At 35.9% G+C, this 21,790-nt stretch carries 31 protein-coding genes; 4 read left to right on the forward strand and 27 right to left on the reverse strand.

All coding sequences use genetic code 11. The features are described from left to right. Position 1: 1 nt before the first annotated feature. The 14 genes from RJD28_11440 to RJD28_11505 all read right to left on the reverse strand — a co-directional run bounded on the left by RJD28_11440 (position 2) and on the right by RJD28_11505 (position 8,165). Positions 2–967 carry a hypothetical protein gene (locus RJD28_11440; protein WNV56919.1) on the reverse strand — a complete coding sequence of 322 codons (966 nt, stop codon included), beginning with the start codon at positions 965–967 and terminating at the stop codon, positions 2–4. A gap of 198 nt (positions 968–1,165) precedes the next feature. Beyond that, positions 1,166–1,513: a hypothetical protein gene (locus tag RJD28_11445; protein ID WNV56920.1), complete on the reverse strand. Its 348-nt coding sequence runs from the start codon at positions 1,511–1,513 to the stop codon at positions 1,166–1,168. Positions 1,514–1,779: 266 nt separating this feature from the next. Next, positions 1,780–2,112, reverse strand: coding sequence for a hypothetical protein (locus tag RJD28_11450; GenBank protein WNV56921.1), 333 nt, complete (start codon positions 2,110–2,112; stop codon positions 1,780–1,782). Next, positions 2,090–2,254 carry a hypothetical protein gene (locus tag RJD28_11455; GenBank protein WNV56922.1) on the reverse strand — a complete coding sequence of 55 codons (165 nt, stop codon included), beginning with the start codon at positions 2,252–2,254 and terminating at the stop codon, positions 2,090–2,092. The genes RJD28_11450 and RJD28_11455 overlap by 23 nt, the downstream gene beginning before the upstream one ends. Before the next feature lie 85 nt (positions 2,255–2,339). Next, complete coding sequence (locus RJD28_11460) at positions 2,340–3,392, reverse strand: hypothetical protein (GenBank protein ID WNV56923.1); 1,053 nt, start codon at positions 3,390–3,392, stop codon at positions 2,340–2,342. Beyond that, positions 3,389–3,667 (reverse strand): hypothetical protein, encoded by a 279-nt coding sequence (locus tag RJD28_11465; protein ID WNV56924.1) that lies wholly within the window; start codon positions 3,665–3,667, stop codon positions 3,389–3,391. The genes RJD28_11460 and RJD28_11465 overlap by 4 nt, the downstream gene beginning before the upstream one ends. Positions 3,668–4,025: 358 nt before the next feature. After that, complete coding sequence (locus tag RJD28_11470; protein ID WNV56925.1) at positions 4,026–4,529, reverse strand: hypothetical protein; 504 nt, start codon at positions 4,527–4,529, stop codon at positions 4,026–4,028. Between the two features lie 199 nt (positions 4,530–4,728). Next, positions 4,729–4,941, reverse strand: coding sequence for a hypothetical protein (locus RJD28_11475; GenBank protein WNV56926.1), 213 nt, complete (start codon positions 4,939–4,941; stop codon positions 4,729–4,731). A gap of 60 nt (positions 4,942–5,001) precedes the next feature. Then, complete coding sequence (locus RJD28_11480; protein ID WNV56927.1) at positions 5,002–5,733, reverse strand: Fic family protein; 732 nt, start codon at positions 5,731–5,733, stop codon at positions 5,002–5,004. Positions 5,734–6,054: 321 nt separating this feature from the next. Next, entirely contained in the window at positions 6,055–6,321 is a 267-nt protein-coding gene (locus RJD28_11485; GenBank protein ID WNV56928.1) for an HNH endonuclease, read from the reverse strand. Between the two features lie 12 nt (positions 6,322–6,333). After that, on the reverse strand, positions 6,334–6,594 hold the full coding sequence (locus RJD28_11490; protein ID WNV56929.1) for a hypothetical protein: 261 nt from the start codon (positions 6,592–6,594) through the stop codon (positions 6,334–6,336). Between the two features lie 33 nt (positions 6,595–6,627). Further along, on the reverse strand, positions 6,628–7,272 hold the full coding sequence (locus tag RJD28_11495) for a hypothetical protein (protein ID WNV56930.1): 645 nt from the start codon (positions 7,270–7,272) through the stop codon (positions 6,628–6,630). 271 nt (positions 7,273–7,543) lie between these two features. Then, the gene (locus RJD28_11500) at positions 7,544–7,804 is read right to left on the reverse strand and encodes a hypothetical protein (protein WNV56931.1); all 261 of its coding nucleotides are present in this window, start codon (positions 7,802–7,804) and stop codon (positions 7,544–7,546) included. A 55-nt stretch (positions 7,805–7,859) separates the two neighbouring features. Next, positions 7,860–8,165, reverse strand: a complete 306-nt coding sequence (locus tag RJD28_11505; protein ID WNV56932.1) for a hypothetical protein — start codon at positions 8,163–8,165, stop codon at positions 7,860–7,862. Between the two features lie 296 nt (positions 8,166–8,461). Between RJD28_11505 and RJD28_11510 the strand changes: the two genes are divergently transcribed. Both RJD28_11510 and RJD28_11515 read left to right on the forward strand, forming a co-directional pair. Then, a complete protein-coding gene (locus RJD28_11510) occupies positions 8,462–8,698 on the forward strand; it encodes a helix-turn-helix transcriptional regulator (protein WNV56933.1) in 237 nt (78 codons plus the stop codon). A 477-nt stretch (positions 8,699–9,175) separates the two neighbouring features. Then, entirely contained in the window at positions 9,176–10,024 is an 849-nt protein-coding gene (locus RJD28_11515; protein WNV56934.1) for a zincin-like metallopeptidase domain-containing protein, read from the forward strand. Positions 10,025–10,140: 116 nt separating this feature from the next. Here RJD28_11515 and RJD28_11520 read toward each other — a convergent pair whose 3' ends face one another. Then, positions 10,141–10,611: a hypothetical protein gene (locus tag RJD28_11520; GenBank protein ID WNV56935.1), complete on the reverse strand. Its 471-nt coding sequence runs from the start codon at positions 10,609–10,611 to the stop codon at positions 10,141–10,143. A gap of 56 nt (positions 10,612–10,667) precedes the next feature. On the opposite strand from RJD28_11520, the gene RJD28_11525 reads away from it, so the two are divergent. Next, positions 10,668–11,237 carry a hypothetical protein gene (locus RJD28_11525; GenBank protein ID WNV56936.1) on the forward strand — a complete coding sequence of 190 codons (570 nt, stop codon included), beginning with the start codon at positions 10,668–10,670 and terminating at the stop codon, positions 11,235–11,237. Positions 11,238–11,661: 424 nt separating this feature from the next. Here RJD28_11525 and RJD28_11530 read toward each other — a convergent pair whose 3' ends face one another. The 3 genes from RJD28_11530 to RJD28_11540 all read right to left on the reverse strand — a co-directional run bounded on the left by RJD28_11530 (position 11,662) and on the right by RJD28_11540 (position 12,771). Continuing rightward, positions 11,662–12,189 carry a zinc ribbon domain-containing protein gene (locus tag RJD28_11530; protein WNV56937.1) on the reverse strand — a complete coding sequence of 176 codons (528 nt, stop codon included), beginning with the start codon at positions 12,187–12,189 and terminating at the stop codon, positions 11,662–11,664. A 2-nt stretch (positions 12,190–12,191) separates the two neighbouring features. Beyond that, a complete protein-coding gene (locus RJD28_11535; GenBank protein WNV56938.1) occupies positions 12,192–12,440 on the reverse strand; it encodes a hypothetical protein in 249 nt (82 codons plus the stop codon). A gap of 82 nt (positions 12,441–12,522) precedes the next feature. After that, positions 12,523–12,771: a DUF2116 family Zn-ribbon domain-containing protein gene (locus RJD28_11540; GenBank protein WNV56939.1), complete on the reverse strand. Its 249-nt coding sequence runs from the start codon at positions 12,769–12,771 to the stop codon at positions 12,523–12,525. Positions 12,772–12,910: 139 nt separating this feature from the next. Here RJD28_11540 and RJD28_11545 point away from each other — a divergent pair, with 139 nt between their 5' ends. Beyond that, positions 12,911–13,129 carry a helix-turn-helix domain-containing protein gene (locus RJD28_11545; protein ID WNV59613.1) on the forward strand — a complete coding sequence of 73 codons (219 nt, stop codon included), beginning with the start codon at positions 12,911–12,913 and terminating at the stop codon, positions 13,127–13,129. Here the strand turns inward: RJD28_11545 and RJD28_11550 are convergent. From RJD28_11550 to RJD28_11590, 9 genes are all read right to left on the reverse strand, one after another. After that, a complete protein-coding gene (locus tag RJD28_11550; protein WNV56940.1) occupies positions 13,124–14,821 on the reverse strand; it encodes a hypothetical protein in 1,698 nt (565 codons plus the stop codon). The genes RJD28_11545 and RJD28_11550 overlap by 6 nt on opposite strands. A 327-nt stretch (positions 14,822–15,148) precedes the next feature. Further along, positions 15,149–15,367, reverse strand: coding sequence for a hypothetical protein (locus tag RJD28_11555; GenBank protein WNV56941.1), 219 nt, complete (start codon positions 15,365–15,367; stop codon positions 15,149–15,151). 16 nt (positions 15,368–15,383) lie between these two features. Beyond that, a complete protein-coding gene (locus RJD28_11560; GenBank protein WNV56942.1) occupies positions 15,384–15,929 on the reverse strand; it encodes a DUF3990 domain-containing protein in 546 nt (181 codons plus the stop codon). Positions 15,930–15,979: 50 nt separating this feature from the next. Further along, positions 15,980–17,233 carry a hypothetical protein gene (locus RJD28_11565; protein WNV56943.1) on the reverse strand — a complete coding sequence of 418 codons (1,254 nt, stop codon included), beginning with the start codon at positions 17,231–17,233 and terminating at the stop codon, positions 15,980–15,982. Positions 17,234–17,359: 126 nt separating this feature from the next. After that, a complete protein-coding gene (locus RJD28_11570; protein ID WNV56944.1) occupies positions 17,360–17,797 on the reverse strand; it encodes a hypothetical protein in 438 nt (145 codons plus the stop codon). Then, positions 17,794–18,270 carry an HU family DNA-binding protein gene (locus tag RJD28_11575; GenBank protein WNV56945.1) on the reverse strand — a complete coding sequence of 159 codons (477 nt, stop codon included), beginning with the start codon at positions 18,268–18,270 and terminating at the stop codon, positions 17,794–17,796. Before RJD28_11575 ends, RJD28_11570 begins: the two co-directional genes overlap by 4 nt. A 599-nt stretch (positions 18,271–18,869) precedes the next feature. Beyond that, the gene (locus tag RJD28_11580; protein WNV56946.1) at positions 18,870–19,859 is read right to left on the reverse strand and encodes a site-specific integrase; all 990 of its coding nucleotides are present in this window, start codon (positions 19,857–19,859) and stop codon (positions 18,870–18,872) included. A gap of 21 nt (positions 19,860–19,880) precedes the next feature. Then, positions 19,881–20,201, reverse strand: coding sequence for a nucleotide pyrophosphohydrolase (locus RJD28_11585; GenBank protein WNV56947.1), 321 nt, complete (start codon positions 20,199–20,201; stop codon positions 19,881–19,883). 2 nt (positions 20,202–20,203) lie between these two features. Beyond that, complete coding sequence (locus tag RJD28_11590) at positions 20,204–21,790, reverse strand: DNA/RNA helicase domain-containing protein (GenBank protein WNV56948.1); 1,587 nt, start codon at positions 21,788–21,790, stop codon at positions 20,204–20,206.

Raw genomic sequence — 21,790 nt, forward strand, 5'->3', positions numbered from 1 at the left:
TTCATAGTTTCCATATTTTTTTCTTTACGGAATTAAATATTGCCCCATTCTTAGCAATCTCCTTTAAGCACTGCATATCTTTCCATATGCAATTATACTGTTTTGTCAAAGACTCTATATTGTCCTGTAATACCGAAAAAAGCAAATCATCATTTGGTGTTATACTGGAATATCGCGTATCTTTCCAATATATAGTAACATTAGAATCCTTCAGTAGTTTTTCCTTCTCGTCCATCTGTTCAAGCAGTCTATCCTTAAATGCCTTATATTCTCTTATTACAAACTCCTTGTCCTTAACTTCATCGGACAGCCCTTTGTATAATGCCGCCTCGATTCTGGACAAGTTATCGCTGTCGATTGTGACAGTTTCTGAAAATTGTGGGCTTTCATCAAAGATAACAATATCTCTTTTTAATGTTTCTCCATTATAAGTAAACGAGAAAAGTTGTTCTCTGATATTATCTCCCAACATGAAATAACGCTGTGTAGAAAGTAGAACTATTGGCTTATAATGTTGCTTGATAAGTTGCTCCTTAAATGGTTCATCCGATCTCAGTACAATGACACTTTTTTCAAATTCCTTATAGTGGTATTCAATGCCCCACTCCTTGAAAATTTCTCCCCAATACTTTTCTGCTTCTATTCTGTCTTTATTAGTGCTGGACAGTTCCTCTAATCTCTTAATTGAATCCGTTATAACTAATAATCCTTGAGGTCTATGCCGTCCACCATAAAAACTATCTCCAATGCAGCAGTGCATAAATGTATGAATAAATGTTGATTTTCCTATGCCGCATCTATTAGCAAAACAAGTAACTTTGTCTGTATCTCGATTAGTTGTGATTATCTCAAATGTATCCTTGAAAAAATCCATTTGTTTTTCATCAAAGCCATAATCGGGAAGGTATGTCTCAAAATCTTCCCATGTTAAATTTATCTTTTCTTTTTTCTGCTTGCCATTTGCCATACACTCACACTCTCTTTCTGTACTTCATCATAGTGTCGTGTAAAGCTGGCGAATCTTCAAATAAGAAAACCTTTAACTTATCATCCTTTTCCGAATCCTCAACTTTTAAAATCTTAAATCCGTTATTGCATAACCAGTTCGTCATAGCAAGTGATCTGACTATATACATATCTATCTTAGTTGTTCTCATAAAACAATTCATTCCTCCGATCTTCTTATGTGCCGTGCTTCTAATTCCATCTTAAGTTCCTTAGATGTCAAACCACCTGCCACTTTTCCCAGAACTTCTATGTATTCCCCGGCATATCTATCATGTAAGTCGGCAGTCAGTATAACAATGCCCTCACTTGACATGTAATATATCCATTCAACGATATCGAATATTCCAGCACTGGTTACTGTATCTAAATCTTCCATAAATTTTTCTGTCTTAATAGCCTCTGCTATTCCTACACGATTGAAATATCTGCGTGTTACTGACGTTATATCAAACATTCCTCCCTTGATTAATCCGCATAACTTTTTACTTGTGATTGTTTCATTCATAATTTTTTTCTTCCTCCACTTCCGTATTAATAGGTCAGGCACACCACCCATAATGAGCAGCGTGCCTGTCTTTCCGTCCTATTGTAACCATCATCTTCAATGGTAGGGGGTGTTCCGTCTAATGAGTAATCAGTAGCATCACTGAACATAGAGGATCATGGCAAATTTAAGGTTTTTCTGTAACTGTCCTCATCAACAGTAGGTTGCATTATCTCACAGCAACAAATATCTCTGTCTATATATACATTCGCTCTTTTCTCATCCTTTTAGGTGAACGTATCTCTTACAAGTGATTTATCTACCTGTTGCATATCTACTCCATTACACAAACATAATTTGACATCTATGCATTTATCACAAGCGGAACTCATATATCCAGCCTGTACCTGTAAAACACCCGTGCTTACTGCCTTATATTCAAAATCCAATGTATCGGCAAAAATTCCAGATTCCAGGTAAAATTCCAAGTCGGTTATAAATTGCTCTGAAGGAAGTTCCTGTTTTACAGATGTTTCCTTATCTTTGACCTGTACGCCGTCTATTGTGACCAGATGCTGATTGATTGCTTCCAATATTTTACTGGCTGTTGTTTGTCTCACGCTGCCGCTCCTCCTTCATCTTATCTTCAAACCATTTAATAGAGCCATCTCGATTTAGCGGGATTTCTACTCGTTGTCCTGAAGCAAACTCCAAAACCTTTGATAATCTACCATTCTCCGCTCTAAGCCATATCTTTGTCATAAGTGCGTTCCCTCTCTTCTGTATTTGTTATTAGCCACACATATTTCAAATGTAAGCCAGACGATATCCTGGCATTATCCTGACACTACACATTCCCTTCTTTACGCTTTTTCAACAGCTCAAATTTTGAAAGTTTTTTCTTGGGTTTCTGCTCCAAAACTGTTTCCTTCTCATCCATAAATGATAAATCTCCCAGCTTCTTAACCTGTTTTCGTCCTCTCTGCCGCTCTTCATACGCCGCTTTTGCAAGTTCTCCCAGCTTTGATACATGGGATACAGGGAAATCCAATCCAGAAACTGCAACCAGTGTACTTCTACCGTTGTATCCCTCAAATACATTTCGCGGCTTTCCCGTTTCAGCAATAACTGTATTGACGCTCAAATCCTTATTGTCTTTTCCTGCGTGAATGATTGCAATGTGCTCACAAATCTGATTGTTTTCAATCGGGGCAAAAATCCCATTCTTTGTCAATTTTTCCATCATTATTTGTGGCACAGTGCCGTTTTTACAAAGGCTAAGCACCATAGCGCCGCTATCTCTAAGCATTTCAATACGCTCTGATTCATCAGAATTATTTAGTTCACCATAGGAATCATTTGACAGAAATGTGTCCAGAAATTTTGCGAATGTACTGTTGATGTAGTTATAATCTTTTCCTACATCATTATTGAGAAAGAAAGTAGCTCCCAAGCCTTCAATATCCTGTAATTCTTGTACTGCCTGATATGCATTACTGTGCTTAATGATCGGTTCGTCTGACGCCGGAAGTGTGATTACAGGGCAAACAATTTTATTGGCATCTGACTGTGACAACATTTCAGCAAGAATTGTTCCACATCCTGATCCTGTAGAGCCCCCACCACCAAATAAGATAAAAATAATCTCTTCGTTAATTGCTTTGATTTCTTCCATAAATGCCTCATTTTCTTCCAGACAATCCAGTGCTTTGTCTCGATGCCCGCCAAAACCGTCAAATCCTTTTAATTGATATTTCGGAATATTCCCTAATACCTTTAAATCCTGTTCGCTGCCATTAGCGGCCAACCCTTTGTATCCGTATGTAGTAATAAATTCTTTCGCCTGCTTACCTCCACAGCAGCCAAGTCCTAAAAATAATACTTTATTTTTCAGATTCATTTTTCTTCCCCTTTCACAACGGCTACTCCTTTGTTCAATAAATAAAAAGTATCCGCATGATTATCAATACATCCTTTGGCAATATATCCGGCTTTTACCAACTTTTTCAATTTTCGGTATACTGTTCCACGAATGCCTAACGCCGCTCCTTCGTTTTGCTCCATCAATTCTGTAATCGTCATAGAGTGATACTGATCCAGACACTTACCATAATTCAACGTGTCCAGGATCATAAATTCAAGCCTATTCAGGCTCACATCTTTTTCTGTTTCCATTTTTCTCCTTTCGTTGTCCCAGGCTTATCCATAGATAATCCGCAAATGTTCTTTACACTTCATAGAATTGTTTTGACATATCACTTTGCAGTAAAAATATAAAGGCATTTCAGCCTCTTACCGTCTCCATATTTAATTTTCAAGGTTCAAATTTTGAAGTGGTTTGTAAGCAACCCTTTCACATATAATATTCTCCACTTGTTCTTTAAGTTTTCATTGCTTTGATTGTCTCCGAAAAAAGAAAAACCACTACATATAGATTCATCATTCTATATATAGTGGTTCACACCGAAACTATGTAACACCTATATTCAATTTCAGCAAGCTTGACAAAATCAAGAAAATATGATATGGGATTTTAGCTGTAAAAAATCCTTCCCATGGTAGCGGATAGTCTATTCTCTATCACTCGTTTAAATTCATCATCGGAAATATTTATGTTTATATCCCCACACCTAACGTCTTCTTCTAACTGATCTATCCATTCCTCAAATGCTATCCCATAGTCTTCAAAAGCTATTGCTAAATCACTTAATATTTCATCTGCTTGAATATCCACAAACATTTTATATCTATTTTCCCCTAAAATCTGTTTTAGCTTTTGTATATGCTCATCACTCACATAATACTCTTGATAATATTTCGCAATAATATCTTCTTCTTTTTTCTCAAAAAAATCATTTATCAATTCTTTTATAAATGAACTTCTGGATTTTCCACTTGATTTAAGATATTTCATCATCCTATCATAATCTGACATATCTGCGGGCGTATACTTTATTGTAATTGATTTTGTTTTTTTATCATATTTCTTCTGGTAATCCTTCTGTGTCAATTTTTTTACATTGCTTTTTTCTTCCATATATAGACCATCCTTGCTGCAAAATTATGCTTCTATTGTATTAAACACGCAAATTCAATTTTTCCCATTATAAGAAAGTAATCTGATTAAAAAGCACCTTCAGAAAGATTTTCTTTCCGTTGGTGCTTTGTCTATTATTCCAACTCATCAACTGTAATGCACTTTATTTCCTTAAATTACCTTAGCTGCTTATCATTTGTCATTCGCACATTTCCCTCATATACTCATCTACATACTGCCCTCTTTCACTTGGAATGACAAAACTATCCCAGTCAACAGGTGCTTTCTTCACTTTTTTCTGCGGATAATTCAACAGCGTAACAATAGTCTCTGCTCCGTCATAATCCCTAATATCTTCATCTTCTATGACAACTGTATTACCCTGTATAATTCCCTTTACTGCTGCCAACACAGGTCATACCTCCCTTTTTCAATGAAACCCATTTGACACAAAAAGGCGCTTTCGTAAGTTTTAATGAATCAGCTTTATATAGGTATCCAACTGCTTTTCTTCTAATTCTGCAATCAATTCTGTAAATGGCTCCAAATCATTTTGTACTGCATAAACCTCCAGTTCATTGTAGTAGTCCAGACGATTTTCCTTTTCAATAGAAACAGGAAGAAAATCCGTTGCCATCAGCTGATAGTTCATAAGCAAACGTGAAGTTCTTCCATTTCCATCTATAAAGGGATGAATACGAACAAACTCCGCATGTGTCCAGGCTGCATATGCAATAGGATCCATGCTTTTCTTTTTCCATGCAAGATCTGCATAAAAATTTTTAATCTGCACATACATGTCATTACCAGCAGGCGGCGTATGTCCTGCCCCGCTGATTCTGACCTCCTGATTGCGATACACACCACCAACCATAATGTTCTCTGTCAGAATTGCATGGATATCCTTTACAATATGCTCATCCAGCACTTTCCCTTCGGCAATACACTTTTTCACATAGCGGTATGCTTTTTTATGGTTGACAACTTCATAAATTTCCCGCAACTGTTTTCCGCCAACGGAAATCCCATCTTCCAAGACAAGCTTCGTCTCCATCAGTGTTAGCGTATTCCCCTCTATGGCTGTGGAGTTATGTGTGAAAGTCAGCTCAAAATCTTTCTCATAAGATGAAAGCGTCACTGCATCTATTTTGATTTTTCCCTGGCTGTATATTTTTTGTTTTTCTAAAATCCGATCTAAATTCATACAAAATACATCCTTTTAAAAAGCGGTTTCCTTGTATTACCACTCATAGTATACAACAAAAACCGCTTCTTTTTAAGATATTTTACTCGCCTTTTTCAAACAAATTTGGGCATAATCCCAGGCCGCCGTCCATCACAGGAACCCTTCTGTATGCTTCCCTATGTGGGCAATTTTTCCTGCCACAATCAGGGCAATAGCATTTCCTGTATTCCTCGTATGACATTTTCCAGTTTGTCTGTTTAAATCTCTCTTCTGTCATCATTTCCCTTGTTATTTTCCTCCAGTGAAATTTCAGATATTCGTAATGTGCACTTACAAAAATCAAACAGCTGCTGCCTTTTTAACTACTTTACGCAATGACGGTTTCAAAAGCTTCCAGCGCAAAGAATTTTTCAATTTTTTATCCATCTGGTATAAAAAGATTTCCGTTACGCGTTCCATGAAATCATCAGGAAGGACAGAGCCTTTAAAAAGGTTACAGGCCTCACAGGTACATTGAAGATTTCTTATATCATTCAGTCCACCCACAGCAAGCGGCACTATATGATCCAGCGTCATTTTATCGTAAACAATTTTTCTACCACACAATACACATCTGCCTTATGCTGTATTGTAAATAAGCTGCCTCACCTCGTCAGGAAAATGGATTCTTCTTGTATCTTTAGGATATGTATACCGTATATTTGTGGCTGGATCCTTTACATAATAACTTCTTGTCTTGCGCACCGATTTCTGCAATATCGCTTCCGCTTCGTCAACCGTTGAAAAAACTGTTGCCTCACTTATGTTCCGTGTTTTTGCAACTCCACCTGTTTCCTTTACTTTCACATAATGGCGCCCATTCGTCAAAACATAACTCATAATAAATTCCTTCTTTCTATCCCCTTTTCCCTTTTAGATTCCAAATACCTGCCTGAAAATTCTGCGGAATTCCTTTATATCATCATCGAGATCGTCAACCGTATAACCATAAGGAAATACTTTTTCAGTTCGCTTATTTGCCTGAATTCTTGTACATCCTTCAAGCAATAAATCCAGTTCACATTTTAAATATCCATTAATATGTGAATCACCCCAGGAATCAGATTCACAATAAATGCACTTTTCATAAAATTCCCTGAACATTTCTTTAAAAGCAATTTCATTCTCTATATCAACGTGTGTATCTCTCAAGAAGCATTCCATTGTGCTGTTATCATTGTCTGAGATCATTGTGTCATAGCTGAATAATCCTCCTTCAGGCTTTCTCATTTTCCTATTCATAGCTCTGAAATAATTACTTCTGGCACTGTCCAAAGTTCGATAACATATTTGTTCAAACTTCAATGTCTGTAAGTATTCATATTCATGATATTTCTTTACGGCCTGCAAGTATGGATAACTTAAGCAGTTATACCATTCATCATCATACAACTGGTGTTTACGCATATAACGATAAATCAGATCATGATGTTCCTCTGCAAATTTCTGTTCTTGCATTGTCAACGGCCTGTCTGTATATGACGCCTTGTGCCCTCTTCTGTACACTTCGTTCTTCATGTTTGCTACCTCTTTCTTTTAAATACCATATTTTCAGCTTATAAGCGAATGGCAAGTTAGAATTGAATCCCACGGCTGAACCGCTTGCCTATATGTATCATTACAGTTTCTTTTTCAACAGTTTAGAATCATCAAACCACTTGACTTTTCCACCTTTAAAAGCGATTTTCGGCTGATTTATTACTGACTTTCCTACCCGCTGCACTGTATTTTTCTTGGTAACAACTGCAAATTCCATTGTCTGTTTTTTTCATATGCTTCCCTGCCCTTCCTATGGATTTATATACAGGCAATCCAAAATAAAACGAATACCTTCTTTAAATCCAAATGAATATGCCTCTTCTTCATACTTTGCCAGTACAGCAGAAAAACGTTCTTCCAGATCGAAATAGCTTTCTTTCGCTACTGACTGCAACTTGGAAGTAAAAGTTTCTGCTTCCTCTACCGCATTAACGCTATACGGAATTCCTTTATTAATAAGATACTGGAAAATATCTTTTTCCTTGTTTTCTTCCTGCTCTGTTCTATCCATCTGCCTGCTGCATCCTCTCTGTTTATTGGTAGGGGAAGAAAGCCTCCCCCTGTTGTTATGCCCGCTTCGGTTTCAGATAATTCAACCGCATTACCAGCACTGGAAGCAAATATTTGTTATAGGCTTCTTCCCCATTACTTTCAATGAAAAGCGTTTTATTGAACTTCGGGGTCTCTATCTGTTTATAGGAAACTGTCAAACCTGTAGACTTAGAAAAAATTTCCTGCTTCTGCCGTTTTTTCATATAAGCTTTCAGTTCGTCTTCCTTCTCCTTCGTCTCTTTTTTCAGGCGCTCAATCTCTTCTTTCCTGCTCTGTATTGTCTGAACCAGTTCTTCAAACTCTGCCATTGATCTGCACATAACGCTTACCTCCATCTGTTTTAAAGTTTCAGTAACCCTTTAAGCATCTTCCTGACTATTGGTTTTGCTCTGCGCTCACTCACAAGTATATGGCTTAAAGTTTGGAGTGCTTTCGGCTTACTCGGTTGCTGTTGTTTTGTTTATGGCTATATAGTACACTTTTATGTACTTATTGTAAATTGGTAAAGTACACAAAAATGTCCTTTATTTTTTATGAATTGTACACAAAAGTATTCTTTTCTACTTTCTTGACATATGCCATACTTTCATGTACGATATAAAAAGGTGGTGATTTTGTGGGCGAACGTGAAAAGCAATACACTGGAAGTATCAGTTATAAGAAATTATTTTGCAAAATGGAAGAAGCTGGAATTAAGAAAAGAGATTTAAGGGAAAAATATAATATCTCTCCCACTATTGTAAATCGTTTAAACAATAACTCAAATGTAGCAATAGACACTATTATGTACTTATGTGAAATATTAAATTGTCAACCTGGAGATATTGTAGAATATATTCCTTCTGAAAACTAAAAAAGTATTGAATATATCGCAAACACACGCTATAATATAGATAAAGAGAAAGCCAGAAAAGCGGCCTACCCTTTAGTGTTTAAAAACTTAATGCTTTACAGCATCAGCCGTCACTAGTTCGAGTAGTGGCGGCTATTTCTTTCCCCCGAAGATTGCATAACACAATCCCACAAGGGTAACAATGAGTATACAAAATTGAATTAAATCTGAATATGTAACCATTGCTTCACCCTCCTTTCTTTCGTCTGGAGGGTTAGCCCCTCCGAAAAAGAAGGGTAGCCGCTTTTTGCTCTCTGACTTTCTTATATCTAATATATCATGTAATCCCCTGTAATTCAATACAGATCATTCATTTTTGTACTTTTTTGTGTACTTTCAATAATTCTTAAAGTATATTTTTGTGTACTTTTAATCTTGTTTATAAGTATATTATAGTGTACTATTTAATTATCAAGAAACACAAGGGAGGCCAATTCAATGAATGTATATGATATGGTAACATCAAGAATTATTGAAGAACTGGAAAAAGGAATCATCCCATGGGAAAAGCCCTGGCATGGCGTACAGAGCGGCGCATACAACAGAATCAGTAAGAAACCTTATTCTTTATTGAATCAAATGCTTCTACATAATAAAGGGGAATATGCTTCTTTCAAGCAGTGGAAAGATCTGGGCGGCCATGTTCGAAAAGGTGAAAAGGGCGAAATCATTTTTTTCTGGAAAATCCTTCCTGTAGAAGAAACAGACAAGAGCGGGAACAAAATCATAAAACACATACCTTTTCTGAAATACATCACTGTTTTTCACATTTCACAGGTTGACGGCGTGGAACCCTTAAAACAGGACGCACTACAGGATATTGAACCAATAGAAGAAGCAGAACATATATTACATGATTACATTAACAGAGAAGGAATTCAGCTGGAGCAAGAAGCCAGCAACGAAGCATATTATTCACCTGCTGCCGATCTCATCCATTTACCACTACTGGAACAGTTTGACAAGCCCGAAGAATTCTATTCTACCGCTTTCCATGAAGCCACCCATTCCACTATGAAAGAAAACAGATGCAACCGGCAGGAAGAACGCAAGGGAAAACTTGTAGCCTTTGGTTCAGAAGAATACAGCAAAGAGGAACTCGTAGCGGAAATCGGTGCCGCTGGCATCCTAAACAGCTTAGGAATTGAGACAACCCACAGTTTCAGAAACAGCGCCGCATATATTCAGAACTGGCTGCAGGTATTACGAAATGATAACCGTTTTATCGTGTCAGCGTCCAGCAAAGCAGAGAAAGCAATCAACTATATTCTGAACCGCGAAGCGTAAAAAATAGGGCATAGCCGAAAAAATACCGGTTATGTCCTATTATATTATGTGCTTGTCCCCTGCTGTTCTGATGTGCCGGGGGTAGTAAAAACCTAAAAATTCATTACTGTTTTGATTTAGGTATGTATCTGGTTCATTTCTACACTGGGGTAGAAATTTTGAAGGTACGCATGGAGTAAAATTTTTACTACCCCATAAATCCCAGCAGCAGTAGCCATCATAGCAATCAAAACAGGATGAGAAGCAACCAATCCTTTTAGTGCCAATCCAAGACCTTTAAATGCTGTGCTCAATCCGGCTGTCGTTCCTGTTGCGGCAACCTCTGATGCAGCCATAGCATTGGTCTGTGCTGTAGCTGCTAATTTTGCGGCTGTGGATTCAAGCGTGGCTCCTTTAAGACCTTGGGCTGAGAGAATTGCTTTTATTTGGGCTTCATCAAGCGTTGATTCAGCAAGCGCCATTTTAACAGCTTCTGTCGTATAGTCTTTTGTGGCTTCTACAAGTTCTCTGGTAACAAGCTTAGTTCCGCTCATCCCCTTGTTAAATATTTCTGTTTCTGTTATAATATCTTTAATAGTTTTTTGCAACGTTTATTGACTCGCCAATAGTCTTAAGTTGCATAAAAATTGGAGATGAATGTATAATGGGAGAAAAACTTTTTAAACAATATTATGAGCATTTTTTAGCTAAAGACAAAGGATTCTTTGATAAGTTATATGAAGATGAAAAGTGTTTCTATAAAAAATTATTAAGTATTACTAAACACCCGATATTGGGAACAGTTGAACACTTTTGCAAAGAATTCAATATTGATTCTGTTGAATTTATAGGGATTTTAGATGGATTAAATGACAGTTTAATAATTCCAAATAACATTGAGGAAATTGAAATAGATACAATTATAACGTTGGATTACGATAAGGAAAAATTATATAAAAATATGTTAGCTAACAAATGTGATATGTCTGTATGGGGAATTGAGAAACCATATTATGAAAACAAACCAGATCCAGACCTCACGCCACAAAAGATTGCCCAAGCCAACGCCGCAGCACAAGATTGGCTAAACAAACCTAAATGTCCTACCTGTGGTTCACTTAATGTGAAGAGGATCTCTGCGATATCAAAAGTTGCAGGAGCTTCTATGTTTGGGTTATTTAGTAAAACAGCTAAAAGTCAATTTTGTTGCAGGAATTGCGGGTATAAGTGGTGATATCTGCCACTTCCCCCGATACTTGTGACAGTTTATAAAGGACAGAAAGCACTTCTGTAAATGCCCATGATGCGAGAAGATTTCCGGCAAGTTTGAGACCTTTGATGGCAAACTTGGGCTCTATTTCTAATATAAAATTTTCCTCATCATATATATTTTTCTTATGCTCACTATTGTATCCAATACCATAACTCCAACAATCATTACTAAATATATAATAAATCTGTTACATTCCACTGCTTTTCTAAATTTAAAATGAATGAAGTAATATAGGCCTGTTTTTATCCCACAAGCTACGCACGAATATCCTTCTTGATTACACAAATATGTAAAAGGATCAAAAAATAGCATAATAACAGTCAAAATAAACAGGATCAAATAGCACATCAATCTTGCCGCAATAAATTCTTTATTATATACAAATTTAATCATCGCTTTGCATAAAACTTCCTATCAAACATAATATAGAGCCTACTATATTCAATATCGGCGTGAGTAAAAGAATCCAGTAGAGGCAACATATAAACATAGAAAATCCGTAAGTAAATACCAACACACCCGATATAACTGATCCAATAAACATTACCATTGATAACATTATATTTATCATTTTTTTGCTTATAAGCAAATTGAATATTGAAAAAATCAAAACAAGTACGCAAGAAACAATTAATATACTCAATGCCTTTGAGGCATCATCTGGATTTACTGCAAACGAAATACTCACACTACTAGAAGTACTCTCTTCTGTTGAAGTATCAGTTTGAGCCATGATTTGATACGCAATAAAAATCAAGGCAAAAATAGTTACACTTATAATATTAATAAGTGCCCCTACTTTTAATAGATTCATTTTAAATTTCTTTTTAATATGAAATCCGCAACTAGGACATACTTTTACATCATCTGTTATCTCATTCCCACATTCAGGACATTTCATAGAACCCATCATTACTAATCTCCTTTTTTACTATACATAATCATTGTTCCATCAGTAGTTCCAGGATATTGTTTTACAGCAATTATTGATTTTGATGTTTCCCAAGATAAACCATAACTAGCATCTTCTGGTGTCCCATATTCTTTCGTATACTCATCTATAACCATGTTATATACTTCTGAATCAAGCATATTACTATCATGATTTGATACCATAACAAGAACTGTATCCAGTCTATCATCATCAAATTCAAATTGTACCATAGAATATATACCTTCAACACCATAAAATGAATCTGAATACATTGCTAATGAGTCTTTGTTTAAATAAGATTGCGTTATATCATCACCATATTTTTTCTTTTATTTCATCTTTTGTTGTTCCCCATTTGTTATCATCGTAATAACCCTGGTTTGTATTTATTGTCTTCATTCCTATAGCCATAGCTATCGCTATAAAAATAATAATTATGCCAACAATCAAAATCCATTTTTTCTTTTTTTGCGGTTTTCTAAAATTATAACCACAATGAATACATACCTTGCTCTCATCACTTATTTCTTGTCCGCACTCTGGACATTTAATCATAGCCATATCTTGTACCTCTCTCCCTTTCGGTATTTTCATAATCAAAAAGTTTCATATCTCCATTATATCCCTTTTAACGAAGATATTCAATTCAAAGAATACAAAGTACACTTGTTTCATATACTAACGAAACGGAGGTGCTATGATGATTGACTATTCCCCATTCTGGAATACACTTGAAAAATCAAGTGAAAACTGGTACACACTTACAAATAAATATCACATGTCACATAGCACACTCCACCGATTGAAACACAATAAAGATGTATCTACAAAGACCCTCAATGATTTATGTAGGATTCTTCAATGTGATATTTGCGACCTGGTAAAATATGTACCATCTGATACAGACCAACCTTTATAATAGTTCATCATACATCTTCTGAAGTATGGTATCTATATTTTTTGTATTACACATTATAATCTTTGACTGCAACAATGCACTTGTCGCTTTAACCTTATAAAACATACTGTGTGACATCCATCTTATAAGCATTACAACCGCATCAACTTCAATTCCAGATAAATTAATAGTCTCTGATTCCATAAAGATACTATTAGGAAATTTATGCTTTAACTCAGGTAACACATCACCAATATGCCCTACAAATAAGAATCTCTTACTTTGTAACAGTTCCAAGTCATATGTATTGTTTATTTCCTCAACTTCTGGCTTATTTAATTCAGAGATAAACAATTCTTGATATTCTAACCTTCTTTTTAAATCTGTAATCTCAGAATCCTTATCCTCGATAACCTTTACCAATTTATTATTTTCGGCTACCAATGGTGCTGTTTGTTTAGAATTATCCGCTGTAATCTGCAAAGACAATGTACTATTTTTCTGCATCAAACTCTTAATCCTATTTTCTTTATCTGTAATTGTCTGCTCCAGGTCAGAGATGATATCCTCATAGCGTGTTGCAATATCTTGATTTGTTATTTTCTCCCATGAAAAATCTGTATAATACTGTTTCTGCATAATCGCAAACATTTTATACAATACATCCATTTCATACATACAAAGGATAGTACGATATACCATATCGTAATTATCTGGAATACATTCTCTCGACAATGTAAGTTTTGTAAATCCCCTTTTCTTCTCAACAACCATTTCAATATACTTCGTAGCAACAAACGATTTGAAATAATTTCTTATCAGTCTATCTACATCTGGAACATACCTAATTGACTGTCCGTACCACTTTTCATTATCTGTCGTTGTCATGGCGTTATACCAAGAAATACCTCCATTCTGATCTGCAATAATATCTTTTGTAAACAATTCAATTTGTCCAACTATTCCAGATCTAAGCGGGGAAGAACCATTCTTACTCTGTGACTTCATTTCAAAATGAATATATTCAGCTAATTTACTTTCTTGGATATGTAAATAATCTGCCAATTCAATTCTTCTTTTTACAAGGTATCTATCAAAAAATTTTGACATTAAAACATATTCTTTGCCTTCCCTATCGCCATCTCCTAAATAATTTTCCACTTCTTTTCCATTAGAGCAAAATATAAAGGCATTATCAAATTGGTTTTTATCCGTCATATAAAAACTATAATTTAACATATACTTGTCTTGCTCAAAATCAAATCCTTTTAAAATCTGGTCTGGTTCTTCAAACACATCTGACCTATAAAATAGGAAATTCAGATAATAGCTTTCAACAAGTGCCATTTTAAAGGATTTTGCATTTTTTATTATGCCAGCACTCTTATATTGATATTCCCAGTCAACGAATATATTCTTAATTCTTGGGCATCTCTTAGCATACAATATATCAACTAAATCTATTATCTCTGGTCTGCTGTCTAAATAGTCTGCGATTACAAATAATGCATCCATATAAACAGTATGCGTAAATAATTCACTTACATTTCTTTCTACTAATAGTTTATTTACAAGCAGCGTATTACTTCTTAAATTCAGAGATTCATAAATTTTTTGTAACTCGTTGTATCGTTCATTATGAATATCTACCGTTAATAATTGCATGATATTGTATTTAATTCCAATTTTTCGCTGTTCTTCGCTTAGTTTCATTATTGTTCCTCCAATACCGTATTGACATATGCCTGTAATACTTTTCTCCATTTTACCATATAAGGCTGAAAAATCGTAAAAAAATAAGGCATACCAGATATTTTCTACCCGATATGCCTTATTTAAAATCAAAACTTAAACAGTGTGACACCCCGATTACCACCAGCTTTTTTAACATCGTAACTCGGGCTTTTCTTATAATCAGCCAAAATTTTCTCTTTCTCACTTCTAAGCTCGTAAACAGACATTTTCCGATACTTATCAGGAATAATTAATTTGTCGTTTTCATACGTCATTATCTGTTACCTATATGCCTAATTTAAAACTTTACATCTGCAATAAATCCTCATCTCCGGTTACCCACTTATATATGGTATCCACCCAAATTTCAGGATCATCATGAAGCGCAATAAAATTACATGCTCTGAGAACGCCGTCAAAATCATAGCTGCTAATAGCTTTTTTCGCCTCAAATTCAGACAATCCATATTTTATTCCAAAAATGTTTACCATGCTCTGTTTATATTCGGTCACTCTGTTTTTCACGATCATCACCTCTTCTTTATTTAATAATATCACATTCTATATATCTTATACAAGATAAAGATTTTTCTGAACAAAATACTATCTGCATACCATATGAATACCCATCTTCTTTTAGAAAATCTGATAAGTCCAACACATAATCTTGGGGCTTGATTTTCCCATATCTTAAATCCGATGCTATATTTGCTACACGTCCATCTGCAATGCTCCCTTTTATGATATCATATTTCAAATCCACATTACTGTCAAATAAACCCAACTCATTTGCAAGCTTTGGAAATACTCTGTTTGCCATTATAAACTTTGCCCATTTCATATCTTCACAAGGAAATTCTTTATAATTCAATTCTAAGTTTTCCGTATATTCAAAACTTATTACCGTAGGGAATTTAGAACTTGTTCTATATGCTACTCGACGCGCCATATCTTTTGCCAACTCAAAATTGGGTGTAACATAAAATCCTTTTCCAAAATCCAGATAATCATTGCTTCTACTCAAATCTATGCCATTGTTATATATATCTATGTTATTTTCCAGCGTCGTACCGTGGTATACTCTCACAATATCAGCTCCGTTAGTATGATTATCTTAATTTACCATAGAAGCTCAGATCACGCAACCTCCATTTTCCAGTTCAACATACCTTCATACACACAATCTGGCACTTTCCCCTTACATTTTTCCGCCAGATCAATGATGTACCTGCTGCGCCCTGCTTTTATTCCCTTACGAGCTTCTTCCTCTGAATCAAACACACCTAAATCAACTCGCTTGTTAAGAACCATCATTGATGCAGAATAGGTTCCTTCATCATTTCGTTGTATGTTATTTTCGATTCCTCTGGATTCAAATACGGTATTGAGATAATGGGTAATAAATACACATGTCTCCGGGCTGTACACCTTATTGCCCATACAGAGTAAATCCTTATCTAAATCCACTTTTTCCCCAGGAATCATATGCTCTTTATACCAGATTCTGAAATTTGCAAAGTTCTTCCATTCCTCGCAAACGGATACACCATTGTAATATGGCTTATAAGAATGTATCTTTTTGCTATAGCAGCGCTGAATCATATTTCTCCATCTGAAATATTCATCAGAAGAATAATCTACATCATCTGTTCCTATATATCCAATTCCCTCATAGCTTCTTCTGAAATACCAGGGATTCCAATTTTCTGCTTTATATTCAACAGCATTTACAATATCCATGATTTCATTCTGTGATACAGTACCTTGTTTTTCATATAATTCCTGAATCGCAGCATACTGGAATTCATTTACTGGATACAGATTCTTATAATAATTATCTTTATGGTCGTTCCCCTCATGCCAGCACCTGGTATTATTCTGCATGTCATAATTTACAATGAAAGCCTGAATAACCAGCGCACTTGCCCTTACTTTCTGCCGCCGATATCCCCACTCTTTCTTGGTTTTGATGTATACATTTTTATCAAGCGTGTAATAAGATTCCTTGTCTGACTTGGAATAAGAAGCTTTCAATAAATGATATTCGCCCTCTCTTTTTTCAATCAGTCTGCCATAATTGGAGATCCAGGTATCCTTATAATCCAGCAGACGCACAAATTTCTCATCACGTTTGATATGCGCGATCCCTGAAACTTTTTTCGGCAGCAGTCTTGATAGATGAATCTTCTTATATTCCCGCTTTATTCGCATGGATTTGTCAGAACGGTATAATTTCAATCCATTCTCATAACATTTTTTCATCCGTGCTGCGGCAACACATTCTTTGCAGGTTGTTGTCCAATTCTTTCTATATATTTTATTGAATTTCTTTAGTGGAAGTTTCCTCCCGCATTTTTTACATACTTTTGTTCTTCTATTTTCACTCGTCATATTCCTCCCTTAAATTAACCAGAAATCAGGGAAAGCCATTCCCGATCTCTGATACGAACATTCTTTTACTTCCTGTCCGTTAGGAATTACCCATACACTTATTTAAAATCGGTGCATGTCTGCCGATTACATTTTTACTGCAAATCCTTTGCTTTGCAGATAAGAAAGCGCCTCTGTTAATAACTCTCCATTTTCCACCGTATTCTTCATGGTATCGTCCCACACATGCGGCGTAGTCCCCCCTACTTTTAAACCACCATGTAATCCCTCATTTGCCCAGGTTGCCACCTGTAAACCACTGGCTTCATAATAATTGTCCATAGAATCCGTATCTATATAGACATAAGCCACTGCTTTGCCGCGAACAATCCGTGCATCTACTTTAATTGCAGATCGCAGGAAATCATACTGTCTGCGGTAATAAATTGGATTGTAGGAATTGTAGTATTCCTGTAAAAAGAAATTCAGTGTCTCATATACTCTTTGTGCCAGCTTATCCACCATAACCCGCATGTCAGACTGGATTGCTTTCTCTAATTCAGCCACATTATTTATAATTTTCATACAGTCCCATTCCTTTTCAGCATTCGCTTCCACTCTTCGGGTGTTCTGCCAGAAGCTTTGATTAGCTCTGATATCTTCTCCAGTTCCCGCGCCTCTTCCGGCTGCAGCAGTCTTTTAAGTCCATCGTCCCCATATGCCCGAACGGCCAATTTCTCACTGGGAACAATTTTCACACCTTTATGTTCCTGAATATATACTACCTTTCTGGATTCTGGCATATATCGGTTCCGGCCTTTTACAATGGTAGGTCTAATGGTAAGTACGTTCTTCAGGAATAAAATCTTGTCCTCTCTTAGCACATCTACAACCACTTCTTTGAACGCTCGCAGCATTTCTTTTATATCCATTTTCTTCAATCCTGTTTTGTCCGCGATCCTCGCAATGATCTCGTCCTGGTTCACGAATTTGTCAAAAGTCTCTTTTCGTTTTCTCAATCCTTCTTCTGTATTTTTATTTGTATTCTTCTTACTCATTTTCAAAATCCTCCTATGAAATTCGTATTTCAAAATATATGGTCAATGTTGGTATGTATTATGGTTTTATGCGCGTATATGAAACAAATTCGGGTTTTCTATTTTTACTGGAAAGTTTCTCCGCCGGGTTATTTAAGGCACTAAAATAAGCCCGCATACTCATATTTTTATAAGCATGTGGACTTATTCAGATGTCCTAATATTCAATTTTCTCATATCCATGTTGAAGCTCTTTTGCTTATTTCATTTGTCCTAAAAGTGTGCTAAATTTCAATGTAATATAGCGGAAAGTCCAGTAAATAAGGTATTTTCAATAGGTCATCCAGATATTGCCGTGGCAGATAAATAAAATCTTGATTTTTCTCATATTTCCAGTATTTTCGGGCTTTTCGAGCCTTTTTACCTTTCTTCATTTTTCACTTTTTCTGGCATATTTTGGCATATCTTTGCATATTTTTGTCATCAATTTTGGTAAAAACTTTGGTAAATTTCAAGTCTGTACCAAAGGCAAATCTGCCATTGGGAATCGACAGGTAAGAAATTGGGGATTAAGATAAATACTGGCTTTCAGCCATTTTTCTCTCATTTCCATCAGGTCATTATGAATTAATTGCTTTTTGAAAATCTTCCTGTGCATCCTGAAATTTAACATGAGTATAGGTATTCATCGTAACACTGATATCCGAGTGTCCCATAATATACTGAAGCATCTTCGGATTCATTCCCGACTTAGCCATATTAGAACAAAACGTATGACGACACACATGCGGTGTGATTGGCGGCATCTGAACCTTATATATGCTATTGTACTTTTCCCGAATATGCTGAAAATACTTTTCCCAATGTAATGCCACCATAGGCATATCATTCTTATCAAGGAATAAAAATCCTGTCATTCCATCAACCATCGGTTCAACTTTGGGATTGCCCCTGTCCTTAAGTATTCTCTTGAAACAAGCCATCACCTCACCAGACATTGGAACATATCTCTCGCCACTTTCTGTCTTAGGCTTTTCAATGATATACTGCATCTGACTTGTTCCCTGTAATTGATGATTTACCCGTATTCTTTTGTTTTTAAAATCCAAATCTGATTTTGTAAGTCCACAGAACTCTGATATACGAAGTCCTGTGTTAAAGAGGATAAATATTGCATCATAGTACTTGCAAAAATGCGCATATTCTTTTATAAATCGTAGAAATTCCCTCTCCTGCTTTCTTGTGACAGCTTCTCTTCTCACACTATCATTCACAATCACATTGACTAATTCAAAGCCAAATGGATTTTTGCGAATCAAGTCATCTTCTTCTGCCATCTGAAATGCCGGTCTTAATACTCCCCGGATAGTATGAATTGAACTATAACCTTTTCCATCTACCCTCTGAAGCTTGATCAACCATGCTTTTGCATCCGATAATTTCACTTTGTCGATTCCATCTACGAATTCCTCATAGGATATCTCTTGTTTTCCTTCGGTGACCTTTGCAACAATTGCCTTAAACCAAAAGAACTTATAGCACTCACTGGTATTGTCAAAAAGACGACCAAGATATTCAATATTCAGTTCTTCGGAACATGGTAATTGCATATACTCTCCACCTTTCAGATTTTATAATTGATCGTACTTTGCTGCGCTTCCCTTTGCTTTATCCACTGGATACTTAGCCTCGTTTTGAGACATCTTCATATTAATGATTTCGTCTGCATCCAAGCCAAGCTTATCAAGAAGATTCTGGCTATATACCATGACATCTGCCAACTCTTCTTTAATATGTTGCAAATCATATTCCTCATCTGACCACTGGAAACATTCCAACAATTCAGCCGCTTCAATCACAATTGATTTTGCAAGGTTTGCTGGTGAGTGGAACTGATCCCAGTCTCGGTCTTCTGTGAATTTTCTGATTCTATCTATAGTTTCTTGTTTCATTTTTATTTCTCCACTTCCATGTACTGAGACAAATATTCTCTTAGTTCATCATCACATACGTACAAATATGTTCCCTTGATTCCGCGTGTCATCAGGACATAATAAACATTGGTTATGTACTCTAATAGTTCTTCGTAATTAGCTGTACGTTTACCATTTTTATCAAAATAACATTCTGGGCGTACAATAATCTTCCCAGCAGCTTTATCATACCCAATATCTTTTCCAAGAATGACAAATGCATAATTCAAATCGTATCCTTGAATAGAATGAATACAGCCAACTTCATCTATAGCTTCTGCGGTATGTACCCACCCTTCAGTACAATGGTTCCACATACGCTTTACATCTTGGATTTCTATGTCTTTTAACGCCTGGTCATTCTTACTAATCCACGGCCATGCATAACCTGCCAGCATTCTTGATAAACCAACTTCATTCTCTTTCGCATACATATCTTTCTCAAATTTTGAAAAATCTGAATAAAGCTTGAAGTCGTATTTTTCAGATACGTATTTGCTACTGCAACTACCCGCAAGCATATCCTTTACTTGATCGATATATGCATTTCCGCCTTGCACTCGCATTTGCGTAATCAAGGTGAAATATGCTATCATTCTTCGGTTAAATGAGTCCTCCATCTTCTTATCAAATCGCTCAAAATCAATACCAGACGGGCCAACGACCTGCATACTGTCATAAAATAAAACCGCTTGCTTTGATTGCATCAAAATCCAGTCAAGTTCATCTGCTTCTGTTGTTAATCCAAGCTTCTCACAATTTGCTTTAAATGTTCCCATGTAAGAAATGTTTTTATATTGATGCAGTCTATGTGCCTCATCTACTAACAAAATGTCATATTTCTTCTTGGTAACATCTGAGGGCGAAAGGACCTGCGATGGAGACAAGCCATATATACTTCTAAAAATGATCTTCATCGTCTTACGTAGAGATGTCTGAGGTACAACAAAACCTATCTGCTTTCCTGCATATTCTTCACTATCAGCCAGATATTTCATCAAATATACTGCAACGATAGTTTTTCCGCTTCCAGGCATTCCATTGACAACTACTTTATCAACAGTACCTTCTTTAAGCTTTTGCACAATGTCCTCGACTGCTTGTCTCTGACTATCATTGAGTTCTTTGTACGGCGAATACTTAAACAAATCAGAGTTCTCAATTTCCTCGATGGAATGCTTTACCAGCTTCTCTCTTTGAAGCTTTCTCCAAAGGGTTGCAAATTTCTCGTCGTATTCCTGCTTTTGATAATATTGCTTATCCGCAATACCTTTATTTTTATTAGTCACTTCATAAAGCTCATCCGCAGCGATATACTGAATCAACTTCGACTCATAATCAAATGTAACCGACTGATTAAAAAGCTTTGAGTAAATGAAATGCACCTTGTCAAAAATACGCTTCTCTTCTATAGAGGAATGCTGCGTCATTCGGGTTTTCACATGGCTAGACTCTCCAATATACGCTTGGCGACCATTCTCAAGAATATAAAGCATTGGCCAATTGTCCAAATACTCTTCATCACTATATTTATTATTTTTAAAATCACCCTCAATAATTTTAAACAT

The organism is Oscillospiraceae bacterium NTUH-002-81 (genome assembly GCA_032620915.1).
Lineage (GTDB): Bacteria > Bacillota > Clostridia > Lachnospirales > Lachnospiraceae > JAGTTR01.

Coding starts and splice junctions, on each gene's coding strand:
- RJD28_11480 (WNV56927.1), bottom strand. CDS start 5,733: ATGAATTTAGATCGGATTTTAGAAAAACAAAAAATATACAGCCAGGGA.
- RJD28_11550 (WNV56940.1), bottom strand. CDS start 14,821: ATGAAACTAAGCGAAGAACAGCGAAAAATTGGAATTAAATACAATATC.
- RJD28_11465 (WNV56924.1), bottom strand. CDS start 3,667: ATGGAAACAGAAAAAGATGTGAGCCTGAATAGGCTTGAATTTATGATC.
- RJD28_11495 (WNV56930.1), bottom strand. CDS start 7,272: ATGAAGAACGAAGTGTACAGAAGAGGGCACAAGGCGTCATATACAGAC.
- RJD28_11540 (WNV56939.1), bottom strand. CDS start 12,771: ATGGCTATGATTAAATGTCCAGAGTGCGGACAAGAAATAAGTGATGAG.
- RJD28_11570 (WNV56944.1), bottom strand. CDS start 17,797: ATGAAAATTATAAATAATGTGGCTGAATTAGAGAAAGCAATCCAGTCT.
- RJD28_11565 (WNV56943.1), bottom strand. CDS start 17,233: ATGACGAGTGAAAATAGAAGAACAAAAGTATGTAAAAAATGCGGGAGG.
- RJD28_11470 (WNV56925.1), bottom strand. CDS start 4,529: ATGGAAGAAAAAAGCAATGTAAAAAAATTGACACAGAAGGATTACCAG.
- RJD28_11590 (WNV56948.1), bottom strand. CDS start 21,790: ATGTTTAAAATTATTGAGGGTGATTTTAAAAATAATAAATATAGTGAT.
- RJD28_11445 (WNV56920.1), bottom strand. CDS start 1,513: ATGAATGAAACAATCACAAGTAAAAAGTTATGCGGATTAATCAAGGGA.
- RJD28_11500 (WNV56931.1), bottom strand. CDS start 7,804: ATGGATAGAACAGAGCAGGAAGAAAACAAGGAAAAAGATATTTTCCAG.
- RJD28_11515 (WNV56934.1), top strand. CDS start 9,176: ATGAATGTATATGATATGGTAACATCAAGAATTATTGAAGAACTGGAA.
- RJD28_11505 (WNV56932.1), bottom strand. CDS start 8,165: ATGTGCAGATCAATGGCAGAGTTTGAAGAACTGGTTCAGACAATACAG.
- RJD28_11585 (WNV56947.1), bottom strand. CDS start 20,201: ATGAAACAAGAAACTATAGATAGAATCAGAAAATTCACAGAAGACCGA.
- RJD28_11525 (WNV56936.1), top strand. CDS start 10,668: ATGGGAGAAAAACTTTTTAAACAATATTATGAGCATTTTTTAGCTAAA.
- RJD28_11535 (WNV56938.1), bottom strand. CDS start 12,440: ATGGTACAATTTGAATTTGATGATGATAGACTGGATACAGTTCTTGTT.
- RJD28_11460 (WNV56923.1), bottom strand. CDS start 3,392: ATGAATCTGAAAAATAAAGTATTATTTTTAGGACTTGGCTGCTGTGGA.
- RJD28_11580 (WNV56946.1), bottom strand. CDS start 19,859: ATGCAATTACCATGTTCCGAAGAACTGAATATTGAATATCTTGGTCGT.
- RJD28_11490 (WNV56929.1), bottom strand. CDS start 6,594: ATGAGTTATGTTTTGACGAATGGGCGCCATTATGTGAAAGTAAAGGAA.
- RJD28_11455 (WNV56922.1), bottom strand. CDS start 2,254: ATGACAAAGATATGGCTTAGAGCGGAGAATGGTAGATTATCAAAGGTT.
- RJD28_11545 (WNV59613.1), top strand. CDS start 12,911: ATGATTGACTATTCCCCATTCTGGAATACACTTGAAAAATCAAGTGAA.
- RJD28_11575 (WNV56945.1), bottom strand. CDS start 18,270: ATGAGTAAGAAGAATACAAATAAAAATACAGAAGAAGGATTGAGAAAA.
- RJD28_11530 (WNV56937.1), bottom strand. CDS start 12,189: ATGATGGGTTCTATGAAATGTCCTGAATGTGGGAATGAGATAACAGAT.
- RJD28_11440 (WNV56919.1), bottom strand. CDS start 967: ATGGCAAATGGCAAGCAGAAAAAAGAAAAGATAAATTTAACATGGGAA.